Genomic DNA, 23,677 nt, shown 5'->3' on the forward strand with positions numbered 1-23,677 from the left:
ATGACCTAATGACTACTGTATTTGACGATCAAGACGGTGAAGCAGAGATACTGTGTAGCACCATAGTCTATCAGAATGCAACAGATTAATGATTAAATAAGTAGAGTATTGGGAATAACTAATGTTAATGTAAGTAACTATAAATTGTTTACTTTACAGGGACATTGTGCTCTATTGCAATCAGACGGTTGTGAATTAACTATTTATTTAAAATCTAACATTAGACGTAAATGATAAAGAAATTCTTCCCGTTGCTCGATAAATGCTTCAGCAAGACAGATAGAGAGCATATTATACGAACAAAGAATATCCGGCTAATTCCTGATTTTCAGAATAGAAGAGGGGGCAAGTTGTCTTATGCGGAATGGGCCTATGTTATCGGCATTTTTCAAACAATTATCTATCAATCACTTCAAAAAACGAGTGCAAATAATATTTTAGACATAGGATGCGGTACTGGATTATTGGGTATATCTTCTGAGCCTTTTGTTAGTGACGATGGACAGTACACTGGAATTGATATAATGAAAGAAGATATTGAATATTGCACAGGGCATTATCCATCTGATATATTCAAATTTATCCATTTGGATGTTGCCAATGCAACGTACGCCAATATACAATCCGAAATTCTTAAAAAATGGCCAATTAAAGATAATAGCCAAGATTTGGTAACTGCATTATCTGTTTGGACTCATATGAATGAGAATGATGCGATATTTTACTTTAAGGAAATTTATAGAGTGTTAAGGCCGGGGGCAAAAGCAATAATAACCTTCTTTTTATTAGATCAGGCATATATTACTTCACTTGGAAAAAGGAGTAACGAAACAGGAAGATTTCACTTTACAAATCAAAATGACTGGATATTTGATGTTACTGCTTACAATTCTGAAAACTGGATGACTGTTAAATCGGCAAGATATCCGGAGGATGCAATAGGTGTTACTCAAAAAGGTCTTGAGATACTTCTATCTACTAGCGGTTTGAAATTAGTCCAGCTTTATCCTGGTAACTGGAAAGAAACTCCAGGTATTTTTTTTCAAGATATTATAATTCTTGAAAAATAGTTAACGACTAATTAAGTTGGTGAAAAGTTAGCCGTGAACAAACCATACAAATCTTAACGCGCATTTTTACTTTTGCTGGCCTTCTCATGGATCGCTGCCTAGTAATTTTACTTGTAAAATGAAAATTTTTAAAAGGCATAGTTGGAAGTACATTCTGGTTATTTTATTTACTACATCGGTGGGGGTAATATTATTCCAAAGGTATCGATTAGAGCATGTAGTCCCAACGATATCGGCCGCATTGAATGACGAAAGAGATTTTGCCAGAGCAAATTCTACCTTAAGACGGCCTAATATTATTTTCTTGCTCACAGATGATCACCGCTGGGACGCATTGGGGGCAATGGGTAATAAAATAATTAAAACGCCGAATCTAGATTCACTTGCGGCAGTAGGTATTTTATATTTAAATGCCTATTGCACTACATCTATTTGCTGTGTTAGCCGTGCTAGTATTTTAAGTGGGCAATATCAGTCAAGGCATAAGATAAATGATTTTACATCTGACTTTTCCGATAGGGCTATTATGAATACTTATCCTATTCTTTTGAAGAAATCAGGATATCAAATAGGGTTTATTGGGAAATTTGGAATTGGTGGAGTCCGACAGCCAGACTCTCTTTTTGATTATTGGTCGTGTCCGAAGGAGGATCAACCGGATTATGAAATAATAAATAAAAGTGGCAAGCTGGTGCACCATACTGATAGCATAGGCTCGAACATTAAAGTATTCCTTCAAAAGTTTTCAAGAAAAACCCCCTTCTGTTTATCTGTAAGTTTTAAAGCTCCACATGAATTAGATGGAAACCCTCCAACTTATCCAGTACAAAAAAGATTTAAAAACCTTTATTCTGATATTCCAATCGATCAACCTTTAACGTCAGATCCTCGGTTTTGGGATAGCCAGCCAAATTTCTTTAAATCAAATGAAAATATTGGTAGGACGAGATGGAAACCATTATTGTCAACAGCTAAACGTCATCAGGAGACAGTGAGAAATTATTACAGACTAATTTCTGGTGTTGATCAAGTTGTAGGCGATTTATTAAAACAGCTTAAAGAACTGGATATAGAAGACAATACGGTAATTGTTTTTATGGGTGATAATGGGTTTCTATTAGGGGAACATGGTTTAGAAGGCAAATGGTTTGGCTTTGAAGAGTCAATTCGCGTTCCTTTAATTATTTCGGGCGCAGGTATTGCCAAAGGGATCAAATCATCTGGAATTGCTTTAAACATTGATATTGCCCCAACTTTTCTTGCCTTAGCAGGACAGTCAATTCCAGAACAAATGCAAGGAAGAGATTTGCTGAGAAAGGAAAACAACCTAAGACAGGACTTTTTTTACGAACACACTTTCCTTGGAAGCCCTCAAATTCCGAAGGTAGAAGGTGTCGTTTCAAAGGACTTCAAATACATGAAATATATTGAATATGGCTACGAGGAATTTTACGATCTTGGAAAAGACCAGTATGAAACGAAAAATCAAATTAAAAACGACTCATATAAAAAGAAAATAGAGCATTATAGAATAAGATATAATGAGCTGAAATCGAAAGTAAAATGATATTCAGTATAATCTGAAAACTTAAAATACTTATTCATAATTTGTAAAAGTCGAGACATCTTATGACATTTTGGCTAAAACTAGCTGACTGCCATCTGACAAATCCCCATTTTTTCTTAAAACCCTCCGTAATTGATTGAGAGGGGATTTTGAGAAAAAATGTTCGAGGCAACTTGGAACATTTGGTGTCAACTAGTTCTCACTTGTCCGAAAAATTAAGTTTTGGTTAATTCACATTATTTAATAACAAGGGTTATACAGGAATAATATTCCTTATCATTCGGTAATAATACTTCACTAAATGTTTGTTGGGCGTTGTGAAGGTAAAGCGTAATCTGTTCGCCGGGATTGACAAATGCTGACTGACGAATCAACACTTGGCTATTTAATTCTCCCATTATTTGAGAAACAACTACCGAGTCCGGTTTTCTGGAAACGTTCCTTAAAATGATATAACTTGATGTAGAATCTAATGCGGTATCTATGGTTAGTGGATATCTTTCTGATGGCTGTCGAGGGAATGTCCCCAAACCAACTTGTTGTGAAATTCCAGGGGATAAAAATAGGCTGTAGACTTGAATATCTAATGTTCCGGATGGCCCATCTTTTTGAATAACTTTCCCCTTCATTACCAAATCGATAGCTTTAAAATTTTTGCTGTTATTTTGAGTGGAAATGCCAAAGAAATTTTGACATAGTGAAGTTTCCGGTTTCAAAAGCAAAAGGATCACAAATGCAGCATACTTGGTTAGTCTCATATGAATTTTGGAAGATATAATGAGTGTAATTAGTCACAATTTAGAATTTTCTGAAGTTGTATATTAGTGACAAGAGAAGGTATCTTCCTCTTGAATTAATTTGCATTGATTGAATGGAATTTTGGTTGACAGAAGTAGAAGCAACTTTATTTTTATTTAGCAGATCACTGATTGTTATCTTCATTTCCATTTTTTTGTTTGTGAACAAATACTTACCTGCCGATATTGATAAAATTGGAAGCAAAAGGGCTTTTTGTTGAGCAAGTCCGCTGTTGTGGTTAATATCAGACTTCAAAGATAGAAAGTATGATGGAGCGGGGAAATATTTAATGTTCGCTAGCAAATTTTGGAGAAAGAAATTTGTTTTTATTTTCTTTTCTGAGACATATGTAGCGTAGCCCAGAGTCGTATTATAAGTTAGAGTCATAGAAAAAGATTGGTTAATGGTACTATTAACTCCTATTTTGCCTCTCAAGTTATAGTTATTTGTATTGACCATTCTATCATTTAGCATGGCTCGGTTTTGAGTGTAATTGATAGACGAGTTAATTTGAAAGCTCGATTTTTTGAAGGGTAAACTATAGTCTAAGGATCCAGTAACTAAATATGATCCGTTAACATTGATAGGTTGGGTTACTTGGGTACCATCTTTTAAAATTGAAGTTGAATACTGTATATCGTTATGAATTAATGTTCCATTCAAGTCAAAGTTGATGACTGATTGATTTGACTGAAAATTTATCCGGTACCCTAAAAGAACATTATGAATCCACATCTGCTTAAGAGAAGGATTGCCCTTTTGAATGTATAAGGAATCATTAGTAGTAGTCAAGTTCTGTAACTGTGAGATGTCGGGTTGTTGATTTGAAATATTGTATCCAAATTGTAAAAATTTGCCAGCCGTTAAATTATATTCTAGATTAATGCTTGGTGTAAAAGTTTTGTATTTACGGGTAGTTAGGCTATTGGTGATTAAATCATAAACTTTAAAAGTCTGGAAGTTCAAGGTATTTGCTACAAATAGTGAGAAGTTTGATTTTTGGATTTGATACTTTAATAGCAACTCTTGGTTGATTAAATTGCTTTTTGTTTTGTTAGATTGAAGGGAGTCGTCAATATCTGAAGGCCTTTCCAAAGTGTCAAGACTAAAAACTTTGGTAAAAATAGATTTTTTTACAATTCTGAAATTGTAACTAATCTGTACCATTTGATCTTTGGCTACTGGTTCAAAAAAGGAAATTCCGGAAGTCAGGAATGAACTATTGGGGTTGGAATTTCTTTTCTGATTAAGGGTAGACTCTTTTTTATTAGGACTTACATAATAATTTTTCGAAAAATTACTATCAATTGATTTACTGTCGGTACATCTAAAATCCGTTGTGTACACTAATGATCGTTTATAAGTTTTGAAAGAATGGGTAAAAAGTAGGTTGCTTCCCAGCTCAAAACTTTTAGAAGAAACATTGTTGGTATTGTTAGAGTGATAAATTGTGTCTCGATTGTTTAGTTTTAGTATTGAATTTTGTAATTGATTGTTGAACAGTCTATTCTTATTAAAATTGGAGCGGATGACTAAGTTATTTCTGTTGCTAAATTTTCCTGATATGTTCAAGTTTATGCGTTGAGATTTGCTATCTCTATTTGAACTGTTCTTTAACGTTTGAATTGTTGTAGAGTCAGGTGTGTAGATATTTTTGGCTACAATATCTTGTATACTTTTATTTGTTTGATTTGTTTCAATATATGTCCCATCGGCCTTCCAATTTTTGCCAAAATTATTTTTAAAATTTCCTCCCAGGCCACTGGATTTATTGATGCCAGTATTGATGCTTCCCGTTGTTATAAACGAACTGAAAAGTGGGTCATTTGCATTTGTAATTTGTGAAACTAGGGAAAGCTGCTTCTTATTATTGAAGTTATTAAGGCTCCCTCCGAAACCGAAGAGATTGTTTGTTCCAACACTGGTTGCAGCCTGGCCGAATATCCCTTTTTTTCTATTTTTTTTTATTTTCAAGTTTATAGTTTTGATTCGTTGCCCATCATCTATCCCGATAAGATTACTTAATTCGCTATTGGAATTATATAATTGAATTTTATCAATAATTTCTGCTGGTAAGGTTCTCGTTGTTAATTTTATGTCTCCATTGAAAAACGGTTCGTTATCAACTAGAATTTGACTTATTTCTTTACCATTAGCCAGTATTTTTCCTTCGGCAGTTATAATTAAACCTGGAAGCTTTCTGAGTAAATCTTCAACACTAGCATTATGCTGCGCTAAAAAACTTTCAGCGTGATATTCAATTGTGTCTTTTTTGAAGGTTATCGGTTCCGGTGTATTTTTAATTATTACCGTGTCTAATAATATCACATACTTAACTAAATAGATCGTTCCGGAACTCAAGATTGTATTTTCAGCACTTGATTTGACATTTTTGGAAATATGACGATAACCTAGGACGTCAATGTTTATTTGATAATTACCTGTTGGTATATTTTTGAAATTAAAAAATCCGGCAGAGTTAAGTTCGCTTTCCGCCATCAAGGTATCGTCTATGGACCGTACTAGTTTTACTTTAGACCCGCTTAGATCAGAAAAATCTATTGTGTCTTTTACAAAGCCATTAATTGAGGTGTTTTGTGAGGCTGCAATGTTCCCAAGTAAGAATACCAGAGAGGTAATCATTAATAAACATCTTATATGTATTTTTTTTTTATTCAATTAAGAGAATATTAGACACTAGAGATCTCCCAGGGAAATGAGTTGACAAAAAGACTATCTTAGGTTTTTCTAAGATAGTCTTTTTTCTTTTTAGTTATTTACAATGACTTTAACATAGTAGGTAGCATGTTCAGCTTCGGTTTGTGGAAAACTATAGCCTCCATCTAATGCAGCCCTTGATGTGAAAGTTTTTGCTGCTCCTAATACCCATAAGTAGGTATATCCAGCAGTTCCTGTTGATGCGGGAACTGTGATAGGCTGAGTTGAGATAAGAGTTGAATTGTAATATTGTTCCAACGTCACACTTTTTGAAGTTGTAGCAGTATTAATAAGGGTAACGAAAGACGTATTGGCGGCAGGTCTGGATCTCAAAACTAGGGGTGCTACAAGACTTGGGGGATCAGTTGGATATGATCCATAAGCGGTAAGCATCGTGTTCCCTCCAACCATTGACATACCATATTGCTCAATTGTAAAAGAACCGGTAAGCGAACCTTGAACGGCTGAGCCGGCAACATAAACATCTTTTAAAAAAACATAATAGGGGTTACCAGCCATCACAATACCTGTTGTAAAATAGCCCTGGGCCTTAGAATAGTTTGGAATCAAACCGATGGCAAACATTAATAGCACTAGAATCCTTTTCATAAATAATTGATTGAATTGATTGAAATTATCGATACCGCCTGGATTTTCAGCTTTTATTCATAGATGATTTGAAAGACTATTGCCTTTTGGGTTTATCTTCTAAAATACCACTTAGAAAAACTTTCAAATAAGACTATTGTAAGCCTAATTTGGAGCATGCTAATTTTAGTTAATAGTGGTTTAAAGCCTTTATTTGACATATAACTATATATAATATACGTTATAGCCTATTTAGCTTCATTATTTTATTCTAAAAAGATCTGAATCTTTCAGAGTGTAATTTTTTTTACGAAGAAAAAATAGTTGAAAAGATAAATCACCACTTAATTCCGTGAAATGTTAATGAACTAAGGGGTCTTGTTAGTTGGTATTAATGGTCAAATTTTTATTGAGATTTATTCAAAAACCTTAGCTCCTACAAATGTGTAGTTGCTACGAATTTTAGAAGTGTCCGTGTATTCAGATTCTGAGTACACAAACTTCCAATTTCCTGCGATGGTTATTGAGTTTTGTTCAAAGGACCCTGTGACTGAATTTACGTCATTATCAATTGAATATGGGGCGGCAACAAAGTCAGTCAAATTAGATAGGTTTATTGGAATGTCCACCGTATCAAACCCTCTAATTAAATATCCATTGGTATCTTTTATGATAGATATTTCCAGAGTATCGATCCTTTTTTCTTCTCCATTTTGCGGCACATAATTGGCATAAATAAGACTTTCAGACCTGATACCATGGTATTTTCCGGTATAATCTGGTTTAGGATCCGTCTGGCATCTAAAAACGAGAAAACAGATTGAAATCAAAATCGACAATTTTTTCATACTTATTATAAACTTTGAATTTATTTTTGAAACCGATATCCGATAGTTAAAATAAATCCTGTGTTTTTAATAAAAAGATCATCGCTCTCGAAATTATCTATCTTATTAACACTGAATTGGTATTTAAATGAAAGACCAATGTGATTTCCTGTTTTTAAGGGGAAATAATATTCTGCTCCAAGTAATGCTGCAAAATCAGTTTTTCGTAGCCTGTTTACACTTTCAAAATAACCAGAATAAGTCTCGAATTTTTTACTTACCAAATAGCCGTATTGGGGACCGACAAATATTCCTAAATTAGATTTTGGAAAGTTAAGCTTGACTAAAACGGGTATACTAGTGTAATTTAAGAAATATTTTTTATAACCTTGAATAGGGATTATAAGCGTATTGTCGGATCCGCCTCCTAAACTTTGGTAATTTATTCCGCTTTGTAGGCTCCAAATATTTGATAATTTGAAGCCCGCACCAAGGCCTGCGGTAAATCCAGGTTTATAATTTGTTGTTGCCAAATTACCGGAATTCCCCCCCTTTAAGGCCGAAACACTTACCCCTGTTTGCAGATCAAAATAGAACTTTGATTGAGCCAGCAGCGAGTGTCTCGAAAAAACAAAAAGTGCTGCTATAACAAAACATTTTTTCATACTTTCTGGAAAAAGTTCTACTTATGCCGGTATTATCCTCTGAGTTCAAAAAACATCGTTTTTATCTAGATGTCTCAGAATGATACAAATGTATCAAAGGATTTCTTAATGTGATGTAGACGTAGGTCTACAATTTATATGAATAATTCATTATTCATATAAATATTTAAAGAAAGTAGTGAGAGTAGTACTCCTGCAGCCAATCTTTATTTTTTCTGGCAAATCTTGCAAGTTGATCACGTCCAAGTAATGACAGTTTAATGGCAATTCTTGTTTTATATGTTTTAACACTTTTAAGAGCAAGGGAGAGATTATCGGCAATGTTTTCATTTGGTACATCGTCTGCGACTAGGAGTAATACATCCCATTCTCTTTTTGTTAGTGAGTCAAAACTTCCTTCAAAATCGCAATCAAAAATCAGGGGTTTATTGAATAATTTCTCTGAGACTTTAGGGTTCATAAATTGGTTATATTAAATAATTAAATACCTTCTATCTAATGTTAGGGGACTTATTATTAATATATTTTCTTTACTGTAACCGCAAGTAAATACTTATTTTCGTCTTTTAAAATCTAATGACATGTATAAAACAGACCCAATTGTTCCTTTAGCAGTCATAATTGCTAAATTTTCGGCTTCGGTTCCGTAAGTCGAGCCGGGAGTTCCGTAATTTCCTGATTTTAAAAATATTATTGTACAATCCAAAACGAATAGGTAGCCATGCCGGTGGACGATACGCCACCTTTATCTTTTAATCTTGCTACTGGAAGGTTAAAAAACAGAGACCTTTCAAGAAGTAGTAATATCTTTTTCATTTGTTTGGACGATAGTGGTGGTAACTAATGCTATGTAACTGCCGTTAAACGTATAATTTTTATTTTAAATAGTTTGTAGAATAAAGTATAAATTTATTTTTTGGTCAAAAGCAAAAGTGTGGGTCGTTTCCAATGCCTGTTCCTAAGGGAGCAGTAACTCTTTACATAAACTAACAGAAACGTGCATGCAGGCAAGTCATCGTAACTTTTCCATTTACTTCAATCTTTGACTTTTTAGGAACAGGAAAATCCAGCTGAACGCTATTTGAAATTTAGTTTTTATCTAGTATTCTGAGTTAAGTTGTTGTGATTTGACAGGTTATTATTTTTGAAGTAAAAACCAGAAAGTATAAAAATCCGTTGGGTGAAATAAAATAGAGAAGACAAAATGCAATCGTTTTGGGTTAAGATACTGAAATTCAGTATCTTAAAGTCGCCAAACAAACCCCAATATGTATGTCAAAATTAGTAAAAAGTTATTATAAAATTCTGCAAACAATTGAATCACTACATATCGATTGTAAAGTAAATAAGGTTGGAAGAAAGCCTAGAGAGTCTGATAATGAGATTGTTGCTTTGAGCTTAACTGCGGAGTGCATGAGCATAGATAGCGAGAGTCTGTTGTTCCAAATGATACCAGAGAACGGAATCTCAAATATTTTGGAAAGAAGTCAATTCAACAAGCGCCGCCGAAAACTATTTACGCATACTGAATTAATCAAAACAAAATTAAAACATAGTTTCGTTGAATTTGAAGACTACTTCGTAGTTGACTCAATGCCCTTAGAAATATGTAAAATGGCTAGACATAAGAGGATCAAAATCTGTAAGGAACGTTTTGAAACGGCTCCCGAAAAAGGGTTTTGAGCATCTCAAAACACATGGTTTTATGGTTATAAACTGCATGGAGTTTGCACAATGTCCGGTGTTTTTCATTCAATTGATACTAGTAAAGCAAACGTCCATGATATTGCTTATTTAAAAGATTTTAAAACACAACTGTCTGATTATATATTACTTGTGGGCAGGGGGTACATCTCAAATGAACAACAATTAGACCTGTTTCATTCTGTCAATGTCCGACTAGAAACTCCCATGAGAAGCAATCAAAAAAAATACAAAAAACAAGCTTATGTTTTCAGAAAAGCCAGAAAAAGAATCGAGACACTTTTTTCACAATTATGTGATCAATTTATGATCAGGAGAAATTACGCGAAAAGTTTTGACGGCTTTAAGACGAGAATTCTTGCAAAAATTACATCTTTAACCCTGATTCAATATCTTAATAAGTTTGTGTTCACAAGGAATACAAACAATATCAAAATTCAAATCACATAATTTCACCCAACGGGTTAAGACACAGTATTTATACGTCATATGACAGTTGACTTAACACTAGTACATTTATTTCAACCCAAGGATCCTGATATCATCCAGCAGGCGGCATGAGGTTCCCACACTTTTTGATGCTCTCGTTCTAAAGAACAACATATGCTAAAATTCATCATATTTAATCTCATGCCTGATCATATTTCACCACTTATAAATGGTCTTATTCTGCTCTTGTCCGTTTCAGGTAGGCTATTGTAAAATTCGATCATAGTAGATTTAATATGAGAGATTTTAACTGCTCTGATGATTTTGGGGGCATTTTCCTTGTCGCTTCCTCTAACCATGATCCCCAATAATTGCCCATCTGCATTAAATACGCCTCCTCCGCTCATACCACCTATTGCCTGCGCTTCTATTAAAAATTCGGCACTCGAATTATACGGTATATCTCCTTCGGTGTCTCCGGCAATCTTCAATTTTTGGATGACTTGCATAGCTTCTGTATCTGATAATATTTTACCATAAGCAACTGCCCCATTGGGATAGTTGGTCTTATCCTGAGGATAGCCAACTGCAATTACTTTTTCACCTGCAATAGAGGTATTCCATGTTTGATTTGCTCTTGTACGGTTTTCGGGATCATATAGCTGTAATGGTGCAGAGGTTTTAATAAGCTCAGGATATTTGGGCAACCGACTTTGCTCAGCTCGTTGATTATCGATGATGCCTATATAAAAATCTTCTACCGGTAATATCGTCGTATTGGTAGCACCGGTAGAAATATTAAAATGAATGAAGGGAAAATCTGCTATCAGCGTATTGCCTAAGGCTATGCTTCCGTTAATTGGGGGAATTTGTGAAGTTTCGAAAATGCCAAGGTTTTCCGATGATAAATCAAAGAATTGGGCATTTCGGGAATTCCATCCAGATATGTTATAAACATGATTAGCACTTATATACAAACCCAAGCCATATTCGTTTTTTGTACTCCATATGGTTTTTGACCCTGCGCCTCGTCTTCCAACGCTTCCCCTTACCTTGTTGAGCAGATTGATCAGATTTTGGTCGTTACCATTTAGTATTTCCTCAATTTTGGGGACGTGCAGATCACTTCCTGGAACAATTGGATTATTTCGTTTGCATGATTGGAATGATGTTCCAAAGATTATTAATAAAACTGATAATACTGTTTTTGCTTGCATATATAATGAGCTTAGAAAGGGTAAAAGTATTTGATATGGTTGACTCTCAAATTCCGCGTGTCTTTTTCGTGAATTTTGCTTTCACAAAAATGCTGTCCGCTTTTCTCATGGTCAATCCTGGCAGCTTCCTGAAATTCGAAGAATAAAAAAGGGTTTGTCTTTTGTAGACGTCAAAAAACCATAGACTTGAATTACTTATAACGGAAAGGGGCTTCAGATATAGATGTATACCTATTGCCATGAAATAGGCTAAGCAGTTTTTTTTTAATTGATATTGCAAGAGATATCTGAAAAAGATTTCTTCTATACTGCTTTGTTGCGACATGGTCTGGTTTTTAATAAATATTCACTAAGCATCAAGAAGAATATGTTCCCGTTTGCTATTTACTATTTATACGATTCGATTGCTTAAAACGGATTAAATTAAAAGAACGGCGAAAAACCGTCACGACTTTCGTATAAACGATTTTGTAGGTCTTCATCCCGGTTGTAAGAACCCAAGCCCCTACCTGGTTATCTCGCTCCTTAATGATGACACAGGATTCATTAAGGCCGCCTTGATGGCCTGAAAACTTATCGTGAACAGGGCTATGCATTTAGACATTATGCCTGTAAAAGCAATCAGCTACCACGAAAATTCAACCTTAGACGCAAACTGACTTAGCCAATCATTCATCAGGTACCGGGATGGGAATGCCGCTTTTTCTTATTTATGAAGAGTCTAAGTGCTCTGAACCAGAGGATTAACCCTTTTAACTTATAATTCGCAAAATTCTAATTATGATTTCTTTCGAATAGACAAAATTTTAATCCGGTTCGTGGCTTAACTGCAACTATCTGGACTGGCTGATTCGTAGCGTATCCAACCTGAGTCCGGCCATGAGCTTGGGTTTTCGTAATAGGATGGAATTGAGTTACTAATTAAATAGCTATCAGCGCTAATTTTAATTACAAACCCCTCGCTATTACAGCCTCTGTCCCAGTTATCGGAAATCACATACCCTTTTACAGTAGCTTCAATTTCACCTGGCTTGATGTCAGTGCCTTTTTTGCAGCCTAGCTGCAAATGCAACAGTACCAGAATATTAAGTGCTTGTCTCATAAGTGAAAGTCCATTTCTCAATAAGACTCTAAAACTTATGCATTAGTTGGAACACCGTGCGCCGGTTCAATACCAGGTAACTGAGGTGGCTCCGAAAATCGGCACACATTTTTGCACAACATGATGCAAAATGAAAGACCCAAAATCTGTAAAAAATCGTCGGAGCTACGACGCTGAGTTCAAGCAAGAAATGATCAGAATGCTCGTTTCGGGCAGAAGTGCCAGGGAAATTTCTGAGGGTTTTGGAATTGCCGAGAATGTTCTGTATCGTTGGAGAAGAATGGCAACAAAAAAGACAAAATCGAATAGCGGAGAAAGTGGCAATGATAAAGCGGCGAAGCTAGCTGTGGAAGTTGCTAAACTACGAGCGGAAAATGAACGGCTTAAAACCGACCGCGAAATCTTAAAAAAAGCCTTAGGTCTTTTGAGCCAGTCCGACTCAGGGACGTCTATGAGTTAATATACTCGTTTTCTCGGACGCAAAAGATCAATTATCTGTGCTCACTTTTTGAAGTTAGCCGGACAGCTTATTATCGCTATCGGCGGGGAAAAAGCCATAATGCGGACGAAAAATATAACCGTCCAAAGCACGAGGTACGGATTGAGTTTATCCGGAATTTTAAGCGATACGGTAGCAGACGCATTAAGGAATCACTATAACAAAAGGGTATAAAAATAGGGCGCAGGAAAGTTATTGAAATCATGCGAAAAGAGGGTTTAAGGGCCATTCAACCGCCGAAATTCGTTCCACGAACAACAGACAGTAGGCATGGAAAGCGAGTGTCCCCTAATCTTCTGCTGGATCAACCTAAGCCAAGTAAGCCTAATTGTGTGTGGGTCTCCGATATTACATACATGCCTCTAAAAGGCGGCAAATGGGCTTATTTGTATGTCTGGATTGATTTATTCTCACGCCAGGTAGTTGGCTGGCAGTTAAGTGATAATATGCAGGAAAGTCTTGTTCGTGAGCCATTAGAAAGGGCTCTTTTGAGGCGGAAGGTAAAGCCAGGTATGATCGTACATTCAGATTGTGGAGGCCAATATCTGTCGCACAAAATGAAAAAACTGATTAAGACCTTTAAGCTGAAACAGAGCATGTCCCGGGCCGATGATCCGTACGACAATGCTTGGGCCGAGTCGTTTTGGAGTAGACTAAAGGCGGAACTGATTATGCCGAAAGGTGGATATGAGAGTCTAGAAAAATTGAAGACTGTACTACTTGAATACATTGACGGATACTATAATACAAGAAGGCTGCATTCCTCTTTAAACTATCTGAATCCTGCTGCCTTCGAGGCTGAGTACTATCGACAAACTGGATGAGAATTGAGAATTTAAATATTTACTAACTCGCAAAAGTGTAAACCAAAACGGAACCACGTCAAACTGCTGATGTGCCCGACGGACAGACCTTCACGGTGTATTCGGTGGATTTTGAAATAAGTCATAAATTTGGCTAAATACTATCTTTTGCATTCTTGTTACCAATTATGGTGCATTGTTATTTACCGATCACATCGCTTTTATACTTTGGAATTTTAACTTGACAGTTAAACCTTAGAACAAGCCATAGTGCACTCTTTGGACATGTTCCAGGTCTGGATCCGCGCAATCCGATCTCAGCAGAATATTGCCAGTATTTAAGCTGGTCAATTGGCCCGGTCATATAAAAGAAGAAGCACACAATAGAAAGGCGTTCAAATATGCACTTCTTAGACAATTACGAGGTAAAACAGTTTTCTGTGAGGCGCGCCAGCATGATAATACATATAAAAGCAAACCATATTAAAAGACAAAGAAGTATGCTGGAACGCCTGAGCGCACTCGGTGCTTGGTATATTGATGGAAACACAAAAAGGCTGACCGCGACAGTAGCCAAGGGCCGGTTTCTTAATTAGAGGATATTGAAGCCGGCCCTAAAAGTTGGTCAAGCAGCTCCTGGTGAGCCTGAGTGATCAAGTTCGCTATGATCATCAAGCATCACCTTCTGCCGCCAGCCACTTTTATTTTGATTTAATGCTGGTTTTAGCAATCTATGTCACTTGCGCTGCTGTGATCAGTGGCATCTCAAGTTCAACACTGTAAGACTGCTGGCTGTCTATAATATTTAATGAAAAATTATCATTAAGACTTATTTCGAGACGCTTTTTGATATTTTTCATGCCAATACCGGAATCTTTCTTGTTGGCTGGATTTGTAAAAAGAACGGGTTTGCTGTTGGAAATCGTAAAACACAGGCGGTCTGCGGACACATTTAGAACAATATTGACCCAGCAATCTTCAATTGTGGAATACACCCCATGTTTAAAAGCGTTTTCTGTCAGCGTAAACAGAACAAGTGCTGGAACTAGTTTATCAGAGCGGATTTTACCTTTTTGCTTAATTCTGACTTTCAGGCGGTCATCAAAACGCTTTGCTTCCAGATCAGTAAAATGTAAAAGTGCCTGCCATTCCCTTTTAAGTACAATCAGCTCGTCTGTTGTTTCGTAAAGAGTGAACCTAAGTACATCCGTTAAACTAACAAGGTATAAAGAGGCCTTTTCGCTCACGGGCAATAGCGCAGCTAAAACAGAATGGAGCGTATTTAAAATAATATGTGGGGCAAGCTGAGCGCGTAGTATGACCAGATCGTTTTTTAATTTGTCTGCTAAAAGATCTCTTTTTTCAATCTGCTGGCGAAAACCGTATTGTATCATTTTAAGCCCTAAGGGCAAAAAAAGTAGCTGTGTCTCGGTCACATCATAAATCAAAAGCATCAGCCAGTCACCAAGCTGGTTTTGACTTGCAAATTTTAGGTACAAACCTCCAAAATGCCGAAAAGCCTCTGAAAGTGTATTCAGCCCGTAGCACCTTTCGAGCAAAAAAAAGACTGTCACATTCGCTGCGTGCATTGCCAGTATCATAATGATGCCAGTCAAAACCATTAGACTTGTCCCGTAGTACTTTTCTTTAAGGCGGTTAAATATGCTAGCTGCCAGGTAATAGACAGGAATAAAGCGCAAATAATACACCCCGTAAGAAATCACCCAACTGGCTTGGTAATGAATTTTCTCTTTTGAGCCGGCAAAGTACAGAAGGTGAAACGCGATAAATGCCAGCCAGAAAACACTGTGGTATTTGATCCGCTGGATGATCGTCTGGGACTGCAGCATGTAACGGAGCGGGAAGTGCTTCGCATGTCTATCCATAAAGCGGCCCAAGTTTTTTTAAAACCTCACTTCTTAAATACCTTGAAAGTTTTGCTGTCTGCATGCCACCGTTCATCACGATCTCATTGCCGTTAAGTTTCTCAACCAGCTGACCGTTTATTATATACGACTTATGCGTTTTAATAAATGTCTCAGGTAGCCTTGCAGATAGCAGCGCCAGTGAGGTGCGCACCAGGTGCTTTTTCCCTTTGGCATAAATGTGTACATAGTTGCCACAGCCTGTTATCATTAATAGGTGCTGATATTCGACCGGAAGAATGATTTTATCCACGCGGATCCACATCATCTTTTCTTCGAAAGCGGGGACCTGTCTTAGGTTGGGAAGAATCTGATCACTAGCGCCATTTTTTACAAGTAGTTGAAACGGGTGCATCGGATCACAGTTATTAGCGCCCTGGCCTGGATCCTGCAAATCTGTTCGAATGGATTTATCTATCCGTAGCATACGCACTTTATGTACTGCTTTCAAAAATCTTTCCATCGAAAAGGGCTTCAGTAGAAAATCAGCGACATGATGCTCGAAGCCATCTATGGCAAACCGGGCGTGGGCTGTTGTCATTATTACTGATGCACTGATTTTTCCTGCGATCCTAAGAAACTCCAGACCCGAAATGTAGGGCATGTCCACATCCAGAAAAATGATGTCAAAGTCACGGGTCGAAATTACTTCAAGGGCTTTAACTGCGTTCATGCAGCCCTCAGAGAATTCCAGTCCTGGAATTTTGCTGATATAAAATTTAATGGTTTTGTGCGCCGCACTCTCATCATCAACGATCAGGCACCGCAGCGGATGCATGGTAGTTTGTTTCATTTGTGTCAGAATTTAAATACAAGGATATTTCCTGCTGGGTCAGCTTCTGAGATATATTACGATAGGGGCGTAAGTTAAATTTAGATAGCGCATCGGTTACATCCTACAACTTTTAGGAATAATTTTTAAATCTTACTACTTTTCATTTCATATGTATAGTATTTATTTAAATAATGATATACGGTAAATTCTTGATACCGCTGCTGGCTATCAAACCAGCGGTTCAAGAACATATGGATAAGATCCGAACCCAGCCGGGATTTTGCATTGCTTTCACTGAGGGCGGGATGAAGAATCAGGTGCTTAATTAATTTAGTTCGCCTTTTAAAATGGGAGCATAGGTTATGATGGACAGAAGGTGTTTGGCCCTGCATGATTTGAATGATTTGTTGTTTGTGAGCCCGGTAGTTCTGATCCATTTGCCTGCGCTTGACCCCGTCCGGGTCAAGTTCTGCCGAAAACTGCCGGTGCATGGTCTGGATCAGACTAATTTTGCCTGCTAAATCAAATCCCAGACTCTTCATCATCATATCTGTTCCCAAAAGTGCGCCTTGCCAGCGTAGTCCTGTATCTTTTGCGAGCTCAGCCAAACAATTGCCAACGGCCTGGCTGTCGCTGTGAAAGATGGATTCAATCCGGTGATAGATCTTTGCCGGATAACGTTCAAGCTCTCTTTGGTAGGTATCGGTATGAACACTTTTTACCATTCCGCTTTTTAAAAGTGGCCCCATCAGCCCGTGCAGCTCTTTGAGCACAATAAGCCAAAAATCTTTTTTTCTACTGTAAAAGCGCAGTCTGATATGCGGTTGTGGATCAAGGTAACGGATAAAGAACCATTTTTCAATGAACCTACGCTTTTCAAGCGAGCTTGCAAGCGGAAGCAGTGCCGTGGTAAGCACAGCATCCGAAAGCCTTTCAGCGCAGCAGATTTTCACATACAGCCACTGCGAACCTGTGGTAAAATCGCGAATTATCTTATCTTGATTGTAATTCAGAATATGCTTTTGTGGGACTGAAACTTTAAGCGGCTGTGTGCAATGGAAGGGAATGACAAGCTCATTTGAAAAATACTCTCCCTTATATCTCAAAAGGCCTTCGCCGGTCTTTTCCAAAGTCTCAGTGATGCGCAGGTGTCCCTCTTTTTTTAGCATTTGCGCCAGCAGCATCAAGGAGCGTTCATTTTTGCTGTCAATCAGTAGAGTCTGATCGCTGTGACCTATGGTAAAATACCGAGGAGTGTTCAGGTTTTTCTCAATCGCTTTCCACCAAGCAATTTTGTTTGGCTCGTTTTCAGGTGCATGGTTAATAAGCCAGCTTGCTTTACTAAGTACAAGCTGCTGATACTGCACCCGTGGAAGAAATGGGGCCTTTTGATATTGTCCCCAGTCCCAGTTAAGCGATATATTCTGTTGGTTGGACAAATCACAAAGAAAGCGGTAAACCGGAAGACCAGCGTTGTAATTATGGGCGGTGGTTAGAACTGGAATGATTGATTTGTTTAGCTTTGCAGAATTTAATACCAGATTTTTCCCATCCGGGCAGCTTAGCCAGAGATCTGCGGTACTGATCTTATTTGTATTGTCTTTTGAGCTTTCCGCCAGGTATACGATCTCAAAGTCTCTAAGATCAGGCCGTTGAACAATATTTGAAGCTTTACCGCCTGGCAGATGAGCGATCTCTGCATAGATTACATTTGCATGCTGAGACTCTTCGGTCTTGATGATATGCTCTGCATGCATGCTCAAAGAAGGATCTCCTGTGCAGAAACGGGTTAAAAGATTTAAAGCCGATGGGCCACTAAGCCCCTTGAGCTCAAAAAGAAAATCTCCCTTGTCCATGGCAAGCTGAGAGGCGGCGTGAAAACTTCCAAGCACATAAAAGCTTGTTGGCAGGCCTTGATCTGCCCCATTTGTCTGCTTTGCCAAAAGCGCATCGCTCAATACAATCCGCTTGCTAGCAATCGTAAATGCTTTCTGATAAAGCTTATCTGCAAGATCATTTGGATGATCGGCATCACTTTTGTTAATGAAAGTTTTATGGTCAATACCGGCCAGAAGCGGTAGCTCGGGCTGCGTTTCCCTGCTCAGCGCTCCATAACCTATTCCGTAATCATAATCCAAAGCTACAAGCAGCGGTATGGGCTGCTGACCGTATCTGGCTGTAAATCGGCGGGTGAAATCTTTCAGCTCAGGACTTTTCGCCTGCTGCGTTAAAGATGCTATGCGGCTGATCTGAGTGCCTAGTTTTGAAAGCACCTTCTGGCTGATCTGGGCATTTTCAGTCTGGAAGTTAAGCGTCGTCTGGATTGTGCTTTCTAGGGGGTGATCTGTCTTCAAGAAACTTTTTAAGCACATGTTGATTTGACTTGCCGAAGCGTTTTGATCGAGCTGCTTTTGGATGTCATTGATTTTTTTCGTTATTGTTTTGGTACCCCTTAAAATGCTCAGTGTGTCCGCTAGACGACTAAGGTATGACTGCCCTGTTACATTAAGCTCAATGCTACTTACAAGAATCTGAGATCCTATCAGCGCTTTCACATAGGATTTAGCGCCGGCAGCACTTAGGTTTTCATCAAGCAAGAGCTTACAGAGTTGGCTGGGCAGAAGACCTACTTTCGCTTTTGATATAAGCTTTTCAAGTGCAGGGTGCATAGCAGTCTGAGATAAAATGAATGATGTCTGACAGTTGTCCTCCAGCCTTTTAATAAACCGGAAGTTTTCTCCGGCCCTGCAAAGAGAGCTGTTAGGATAAAATAGTAGTTGGGCGCTGATGCCAGGCTTTTGAAGAATATGTGTTTTAAGTGCTCCGAGCAAACTGGCATCCAGACGGCTATATCTTTTTACAAGACTTTGCGTTGCAAAGCTGATCTGGGTAACCGGGCCAGTCTCTACGGTAAAATAACCTGCGAAAAGCCCGAACGGCGTGCAGCGGCTTGCCATCCGGATCAAGAATTTATATAATGATACCAGCAGCTTTTCTTTTCCGCTTACATGCTCATCTCGCAGCAAAGTTTCTGTCATCTTGTAAAGTTCGCCAGAAGCGACTCTGAGGCCTTCCAACAGGGTAGGATCAGAAAATATCCTTCTCAGTTGTGATTCAAACTCAGAGGGGTCACTGGCAATTTTGGCATGAAAGTTTTCCAGTACATCTCTGGAAAGTAGAGGTCTGCGAAACATGCAGAAGCCGTAAGAATTAATTTTCATTAGGACGCTTTTTAAAAGGTACAGCACTGGCTGTAAAGTTTTAAAGGCACCATTGTAAGCTGATATTTATGTTTCAGTCGGTCCTAATCGGGCTCTGAAAGGACCTCATCAGGATTTGAAGTGCTTTCAAATTGGTTTAAAAGGTTTCGAGCCAGTTATGGTCTGACTCTAAACGGCCTAAATGGAAAGCCAAGGCAGTGTCTGTGGTTTTGTGCTTTCACTTGCGCAAAATCGTGACGTTCGCAATATTTCGGGTACTCTAAGAAAAAGAGATAATGGTCTCACGATCAAGAAGAACCGCTGAATTCGCCTAAGTTTGGTGGGTAATTACAGGATTATGCAGAAAAAGGGAGTTTGAGTATTTTCGAAGGTACTGCATCTTAGCAGGCATGCGTATTCAACCGCGGAGCGTGCTTGAACAAGCGCAACGCATTTTTATCACTACCAAACTTGCTGGACGGGTTAGGACAAGTGAAGTATTAAAAGTATAGTTCCGGCCTAATTGCCAAGACGTATTTAGCAGTATCTCAGCTGCGTTCACCTCTGTAAGAATTCTTTTCTTTAAAGGCGGCAGCCCTTGCAAATAAATTCTCAGTGCTCACAATTCGCGATATCTCTGTAATCGAAGAACGTCTCGTACTTATACACGATATTACAGTGTCCTGCCAAAGAATACTCATAAAGCAGGTAGCAGGATTGTTTGCTACGCTGCTAAGTTCGTAAAACTTAAGTTTTGCTGTGAAACGTTTTGCCAGGACTGTGGGTCTTATATTTTGCACTAAATTTCCTATTTGATTAAAATCCATTTGGCGGTTTTCATCCAACTGACCACCTCCCTCAAGCTACAACAGACAGACAGAAGAACCTTCAGCGATGGGAAATAGGACTTTTTGGAACTAGCAAATAATTTAAAGGATAGAATCCTTTAAGAGCTAAAATTATTTGGGGCTGCACATCTTATCCAGTACTCCATCATTACTTTAATCATTTCTTTGGTTTCATCAAATCCAGTTGGCTTCACAAAAAAACCTTGTACTGAGGTACTATAGGCATCAATCACTGCTTGATGGTTTAAGGCTGTGGTAAGAAACACATAAGGAATGCATTTGAGGTTAAGCGCTGCATCAGTATGCAATTTTCTTCTGAGTTCCAATCCATTCAACTTAGGCATATTTACATCTGAAATAATAATAAACGGCCGGTCTGGAGTTGTAAGAAGATATTCCAGCGCTAACTCACCATCAAAAAAGTATTTTCTTGGGTTTGGATAGGCCAGTTCAGTAAAAATTTCCTCTAAGACAAATTGATCATCCAGATCATCCTCGATAATAATAATTGTTCCACTTTTATCCATTAACACTATTAGAATATGTACCCAGAGGCAATTTAAATATAATGTCATTAAATCGTATTTATTTTTTTTATTTGAAGAAAGTAGATGAACTGTCATGTATTTGGTTAAAAAGCTACAATGCAAAAAGTTGTGCTGGCTTATTCCATATTTCAATCCATTGTTTTTGGCTAATGGCTTTTAAACATGCTCGGCCGCCAATCGTTGCATTGCTGACATAAATTCATTTAAAATTTCCGACATTTTATAACAGCATGCGGCATTTATCTATGGTATCAACTATTTTGAAATGCACAAAACCCTTTACAAAAGCAGTTCTAAATTTTAATACAACTTATCGCTCGGGTGTCTTGACATCTTAACAATTTACTTTGGGATTCATCCAATTGTCAATCTCAAGATTTTATAGAATACTGTGGCATGCTTAATACCTTCGGGCTTATCAGAATAATGGTTTAAGGAAGCCTCTCTTGGAATATAATCCGAGCTTTAAGAAGATGACTATCTCTGCGCACAGAAATCTCGTCCCTAACATTTTAAATCAGCTGTTGCTGTATAAATAGGCTATAGTTTTCTCTTGTAAAGATTTTGCTTCACTATTAAATGGCTGGATTAACATCAGAGATTTGTGAGAAAATAGAAAGGCGAATTTGCAGAAGGAAATACATAAAAATATAGATGACTTTTCTCATTTTCTACCTGCTGGTTAGCCTCTCACTTCGTTTAGAAATAATAAAAGCATCAACTATTTTTTTCTCATAATAAACTCCTAAAACAAACGCCCGCGTCTTGGGACGAAAGAAACTTGCCATCCAAGCTTATTAATTATGAGCTTGACCAGATATAATAAATCTCTTAATTTTATTTACATAACTGGAAAAAAATAAATGTTAAAAGCACTGATATATGCAGATACAACAAATACTAGATGATATCAAGAAAATCGAACACGGCTTTAAGCATATTATTGAAGCAGGTAATAAAATTCTATCCGCCCCGGACAAAAGACATTTTGATGTTGCAAAAGGACTTTTAGCTGACAAAAATTATCAGGTGCGCATGCTGGGAACATATATACTTGGACAGCTGGCTCCGAATAATCAAGATGCACTGTCGATCTTAGAGACTCAGATACCTTTGGACAATAATTGGCGGGTTCAGGAAATGCTGGCCAAAGCTCTGGACCATTATTGTCAGATGCTCGGCTACGAACAGTGCCTACAAGCGATTAAAAGATGGCTCAGTGATGAAAATGCAAATTTTAAAAGGGCTGTTGTCGAAGGGTTTCGTATTTGGACAAGTCGGCCTTATTTTAGTGAAAATCCTGCTGTGGCAATTGCTTTAATAAGTAAGCATAAAGCGGACCCAAGCGAGTACTTAAGAAAATCCGTTGGTAACGCTTTACGGGACATAGGTAAAAAGCACCCGGATATGATTCGGAACGAAATTGCAACCTGGGATCTGTCAGAGTCAAAAACTAAATTCACTTATAAGTATGTAATTAAATTCTGATTGCAGATAAACTCATTTACTGAATGAGCCGCACTGAGATGCATGCTGTTTCTTGGGCACTGTCAAATGAACTAATAGCCCCAGTATGCAAGCTAAAATCACAGTTGCATCAAGTAAACAAGTTGATAATCAAACAAAATGGCCGTTTTTAACCGGTGTTACCAAAACACAAGTTTAGTTTATCACCGAATAAAGTTTCTTGTGACATTTTCAGAAATAATAAAATTAGCTTCTTTAATTACGGTCGATATATTGTTGTGTGGCAGACAATTTATAGATTTCTTGAAAAGTAAGCACGACCAAAAGGTGTTGCTTGCTTTTTTTTTTATCTCTTTAAGCAGGCCATACGATGCTTCATGTTACTAGGAATCTTACAGTGGTAAACAAACCATAATGGAATTTTATTATTGGATTATTTTTTTAAGGTTAACACAGATAATGACAATGGTTCAAAGTGTTTGGAAATTTAATTGAATGATGGAGATCTAGGATCAAGCAGTTAATAAGGCAAATTCTTTGCAAGAACTCGTATAGTTCATGTTTACCAGTTAGCTTTAATTTTGCATTGATATTTTTAACGTGCGTTTCTACTGCCAGGTAATTTTGTCCGAGCTGCTTTGCAATCTGATCAGTGGTATGTCCTTACACAAGGCCAACAGAATTTAATTTCCCGTTTTGCTAGTAGATCTTTTAGGGCACGATAATTCTTTGCATTCTTCTGTTTGTGTATAGTCTGGACACTGATGTTTTAAATCAAAGGTTTAACATTCAAGCATTTGTTCTGCTTTACCAAAGAGAAAACTGGTAATCTTAACCAGATCAGGTGATAGCTCAAAAATGGAAACATAAGTATTTTTTATAATTAGCACACCGCAATTCCCTAAAGGAAATGGAGCCTTTTTCCGG

17 protein-coding genes and 2 pseudogenes are annotated in these 23,677 nt (G+C 37.6%); 7 read left to right on the forward strand and 12 right to left on the reverse strand.

Going from position 1 to position 23,677, the window contains the following annotated elements:
* Window positions 1–230 precede the first annotated feature (230 nt).
* Both LXL81_RS04925 and LXL81_RS04930 read left to right on the forward strand, forming a co-directional pair.
* Entirely contained in the window at window positions 231–1,070 is an 840-nt protein-coding gene (locus LXL81_RS04925) for a class I SAM-dependent methyltransferase (protein WP_234645595.1), read from the forward strand.
* 241 nt (window positions 1,071–1,311) lie between these two features.
* A complete protein-coding gene (locus tag LXL81_RS04930; protein ID WP_234645596.1) occupies window positions 1,312–2,637 on the forward strand; it encodes a sulfatase-like hydrolase/transferase in 1,326 nt (441 codons plus the stop codon).
* A gap of 236 nt (window positions 2,638–2,873) precedes the next feature.
* On the opposite strand, the gene LXL81_RS04935 is transcribed toward LXL81_RS04930, so the two are convergent.
* From LXL81_RS04935 to LXL81_RS04960, 6 genes are all read right to left on the reverse strand, one after another.
* Window positions 2,874–3,395, reverse strand: a complete 522-nt coding sequence (locus LXL81_RS04935) for a hypothetical protein (protein ID WP_234645597.1) — start codon at window positions 3,393–3,395, stop codon at window positions 2,874–2,876.
* A gap of 40 nt (window positions 3,396–3,435) precedes the next feature.
* Window positions 3,436–6,114 (reverse strand): outer membrane beta-barrel protein, encoded by a 2,679-nt coding sequence (locus LXL81_RS04940; protein ID WP_234645598.1) that lies wholly within the window; start codon window positions 6,112–6,114, stop codon window positions 3,436–3,438.
* A gap of 90 nt (window positions 6,115–6,204) precedes the next feature.
* The gene (locus tag LXL81_RS04945) at window positions 6,205–6,762 is read right to left on the reverse strand and encodes a hypothetical protein (RefSeq protein WP_234645599.1); all 558 of its coding nucleotides are present in this window, start codon (window positions 6,760–6,762) and stop codon (window positions 6,205–6,207) included.
* A gap of 395 nt (window positions 6,763–7,157) precedes the next feature.
* Window positions 7,158–7,589, reverse strand: coding sequence for a hypothetical protein (locus LXL81_RS04950; RefSeq protein ID WP_234645600.1), 432 nt, complete (start codon window positions 7,587–7,589; stop codon window positions 7,158–7,160).
* A gap of 20 nt (window positions 7,590–7,609) precedes the next feature.
* The gene (locus tag LXL81_RS04955; protein WP_234645601.1) at window positions 7,610–8,233 is read right to left on the reverse strand and encodes a porin family protein; all 624 of its coding nucleotides are present in this window, start codon (window positions 8,231–8,233) and stop codon (window positions 7,610–7,612) included.
* 166 nt (window positions 8,234–8,399) lie between these two features.
* Window positions 8,400–8,693, reverse strand: coding sequence for a helix-turn-helix transcriptional regulator (locus LXL81_RS04960; RefSeq protein ID WP_234645602.1), 294 nt, complete (start codon window positions 8,691–8,693; stop codon window positions 8,400–8,402).
* 812 nt (window positions 8,694–9,505) lie between these two features.
* Between LXL81_RS04960 and LXL81_RS04965 the strand changes: the two are divergent.
* Window positions 9,506–10,387: pseudogene (locus LXL81_RS04965) on the forward strand (IS982 family transposase).
* Between the two features lie 188 nt (window positions 10,388–10,575).
* Here the strand turns inward: LXL81_RS04965 and LXL81_RS04970 are convergent.
* The gene (locus tag LXL81_RS04970; RefSeq protein WP_234645603.1) at window positions 10,576–11,583 is read right to left on the reverse strand and encodes a serine protease; all 1,008 of its coding nucleotides are present in this window, start codon (window positions 11,581–11,583) and stop codon (window positions 10,576–10,578) included.
* Between the two features lie 1,232 nt (window positions 11,584–12,815).
* Here LXL81_RS04970 and LXL81_RS04975 point away from each other — a divergent pair.
* From LXL81_RS04975 to LXL81_RS04985, 3 genes are all read left to right on the forward strand, one after another.
* Window positions 12,816–13,145 (forward strand): transposase, encoded by a 330-nt coding sequence (locus LXL81_RS04975; protein WP_234645604.1) that lies wholly within the window; start codon window positions 12,816–12,818, stop codon window positions 13,143–13,145.
* Between the two features lie 215 nt (window positions 13,146–13,360).
* Window positions 13,361–14,008: an IS3 family transposase gene (locus LXL81_RS04980; RefSeq protein ID WP_310589553.1), complete on the forward strand. Its 648-nt coding sequence runs from the start codon at window positions 13,361–13,363 to the stop codon at window positions 14,006–14,008.
* A 380-nt stretch (window positions 14,009–14,388) separates the two neighbouring features.
* A complete protein-coding gene (locus LXL81_RS04985; RefSeq protein ID WP_234645606.1) occupies window positions 14,389–14,583 on the forward strand; it encodes a hypothetical protein in 195 nt (64 codons plus the stop codon).
* 135 nt (window positions 14,584–14,718) lie between these two features.
* Here the strand turns inward: LXL81_RS04985 and LXL81_RS04990 are convergent, their stop codons facing one another.
* From LXL81_RS04990 to LXL81_RS05005, 4 genes are all read right to left on the reverse strand, one after another.
* Window positions 14,719–15,837, reverse strand: coding sequence for a sensor histidine kinase (locus LXL81_RS04990; protein WP_234645607.1), 1,119 nt, complete (start codon window positions 15,835–15,837; stop codon window positions 14,719–14,721).
* Window positions 15,838–15,865: 28 nt separating this feature from the next.
* The gene (locus LXL81_RS04995; protein ID WP_234645608.1) at window positions 15,866–16,705 is read right to left on the reverse strand and encodes a LytTR family DNA-binding domain-containing protein; all 840 of its coding nucleotides are present in this window, start codon (window positions 16,703–16,705) and stop codon (window positions 15,866–15,868) included.
* A 125-nt stretch (window positions 16,706–16,830) separates the two neighbouring features.
* On the reverse strand, window positions 16,831–19,908 hold the full coding sequence (locus tag LXL81_RS05000; RefSeq protein WP_234645609.1) for a lantibiotic dehydratase: 3,078 nt from the start codon (window positions 19,906–19,908) through the stop codon (window positions 16,831–16,833).
* 925 nt (window positions 19,909–20,833) lie between these two features.
* Window positions 20,834–21,358: a response regulator gene (locus tag LXL81_RS05005; RefSeq protein WP_234645610.1), complete on the reverse strand. Its 525-nt coding sequence runs from the start codon at window positions 21,356–21,358 to the stop codon at window positions 20,834–20,836.
* Between the two features lie 807 nt (window positions 21,359–22,165).
* On the opposite strand from LXL81_RS05005, the gene LXL81_RS05010 reads away from it, so the two are divergent.
* Window positions 22,166–22,771 (forward strand): DNA alkylation repair protein, encoded by a 606-nt coding sequence (locus LXL81_RS05010; protein ID WP_234645611.1) that lies wholly within the window; start codon window positions 22,166–22,168, stop codon window positions 22,769–22,771.
* 426 nt (window positions 22,772–23,197) lie between these two features.
* Here the strand turns inward: LXL81_RS05010 and LXL81_RS29240 are convergent.
* A pseudogene (locus tag LXL81_RS29240) lies at window positions 23,198–23,401 on the reverse strand (helix-turn-helix transcriptional regulator); the annotation flags it as partial.
* Window positions 23,402–23,677: the final 276 nt, after the last annotated feature.

Source organism: Dyadobacter sp. CY356, from assembly GCF_021440195.1.
Taxonomy (GTDB): domain Bacteria; phylum Bacteroidota; class Bacteroidia; order Cytophagales; family Spirosomataceae; genus Dyadobacter.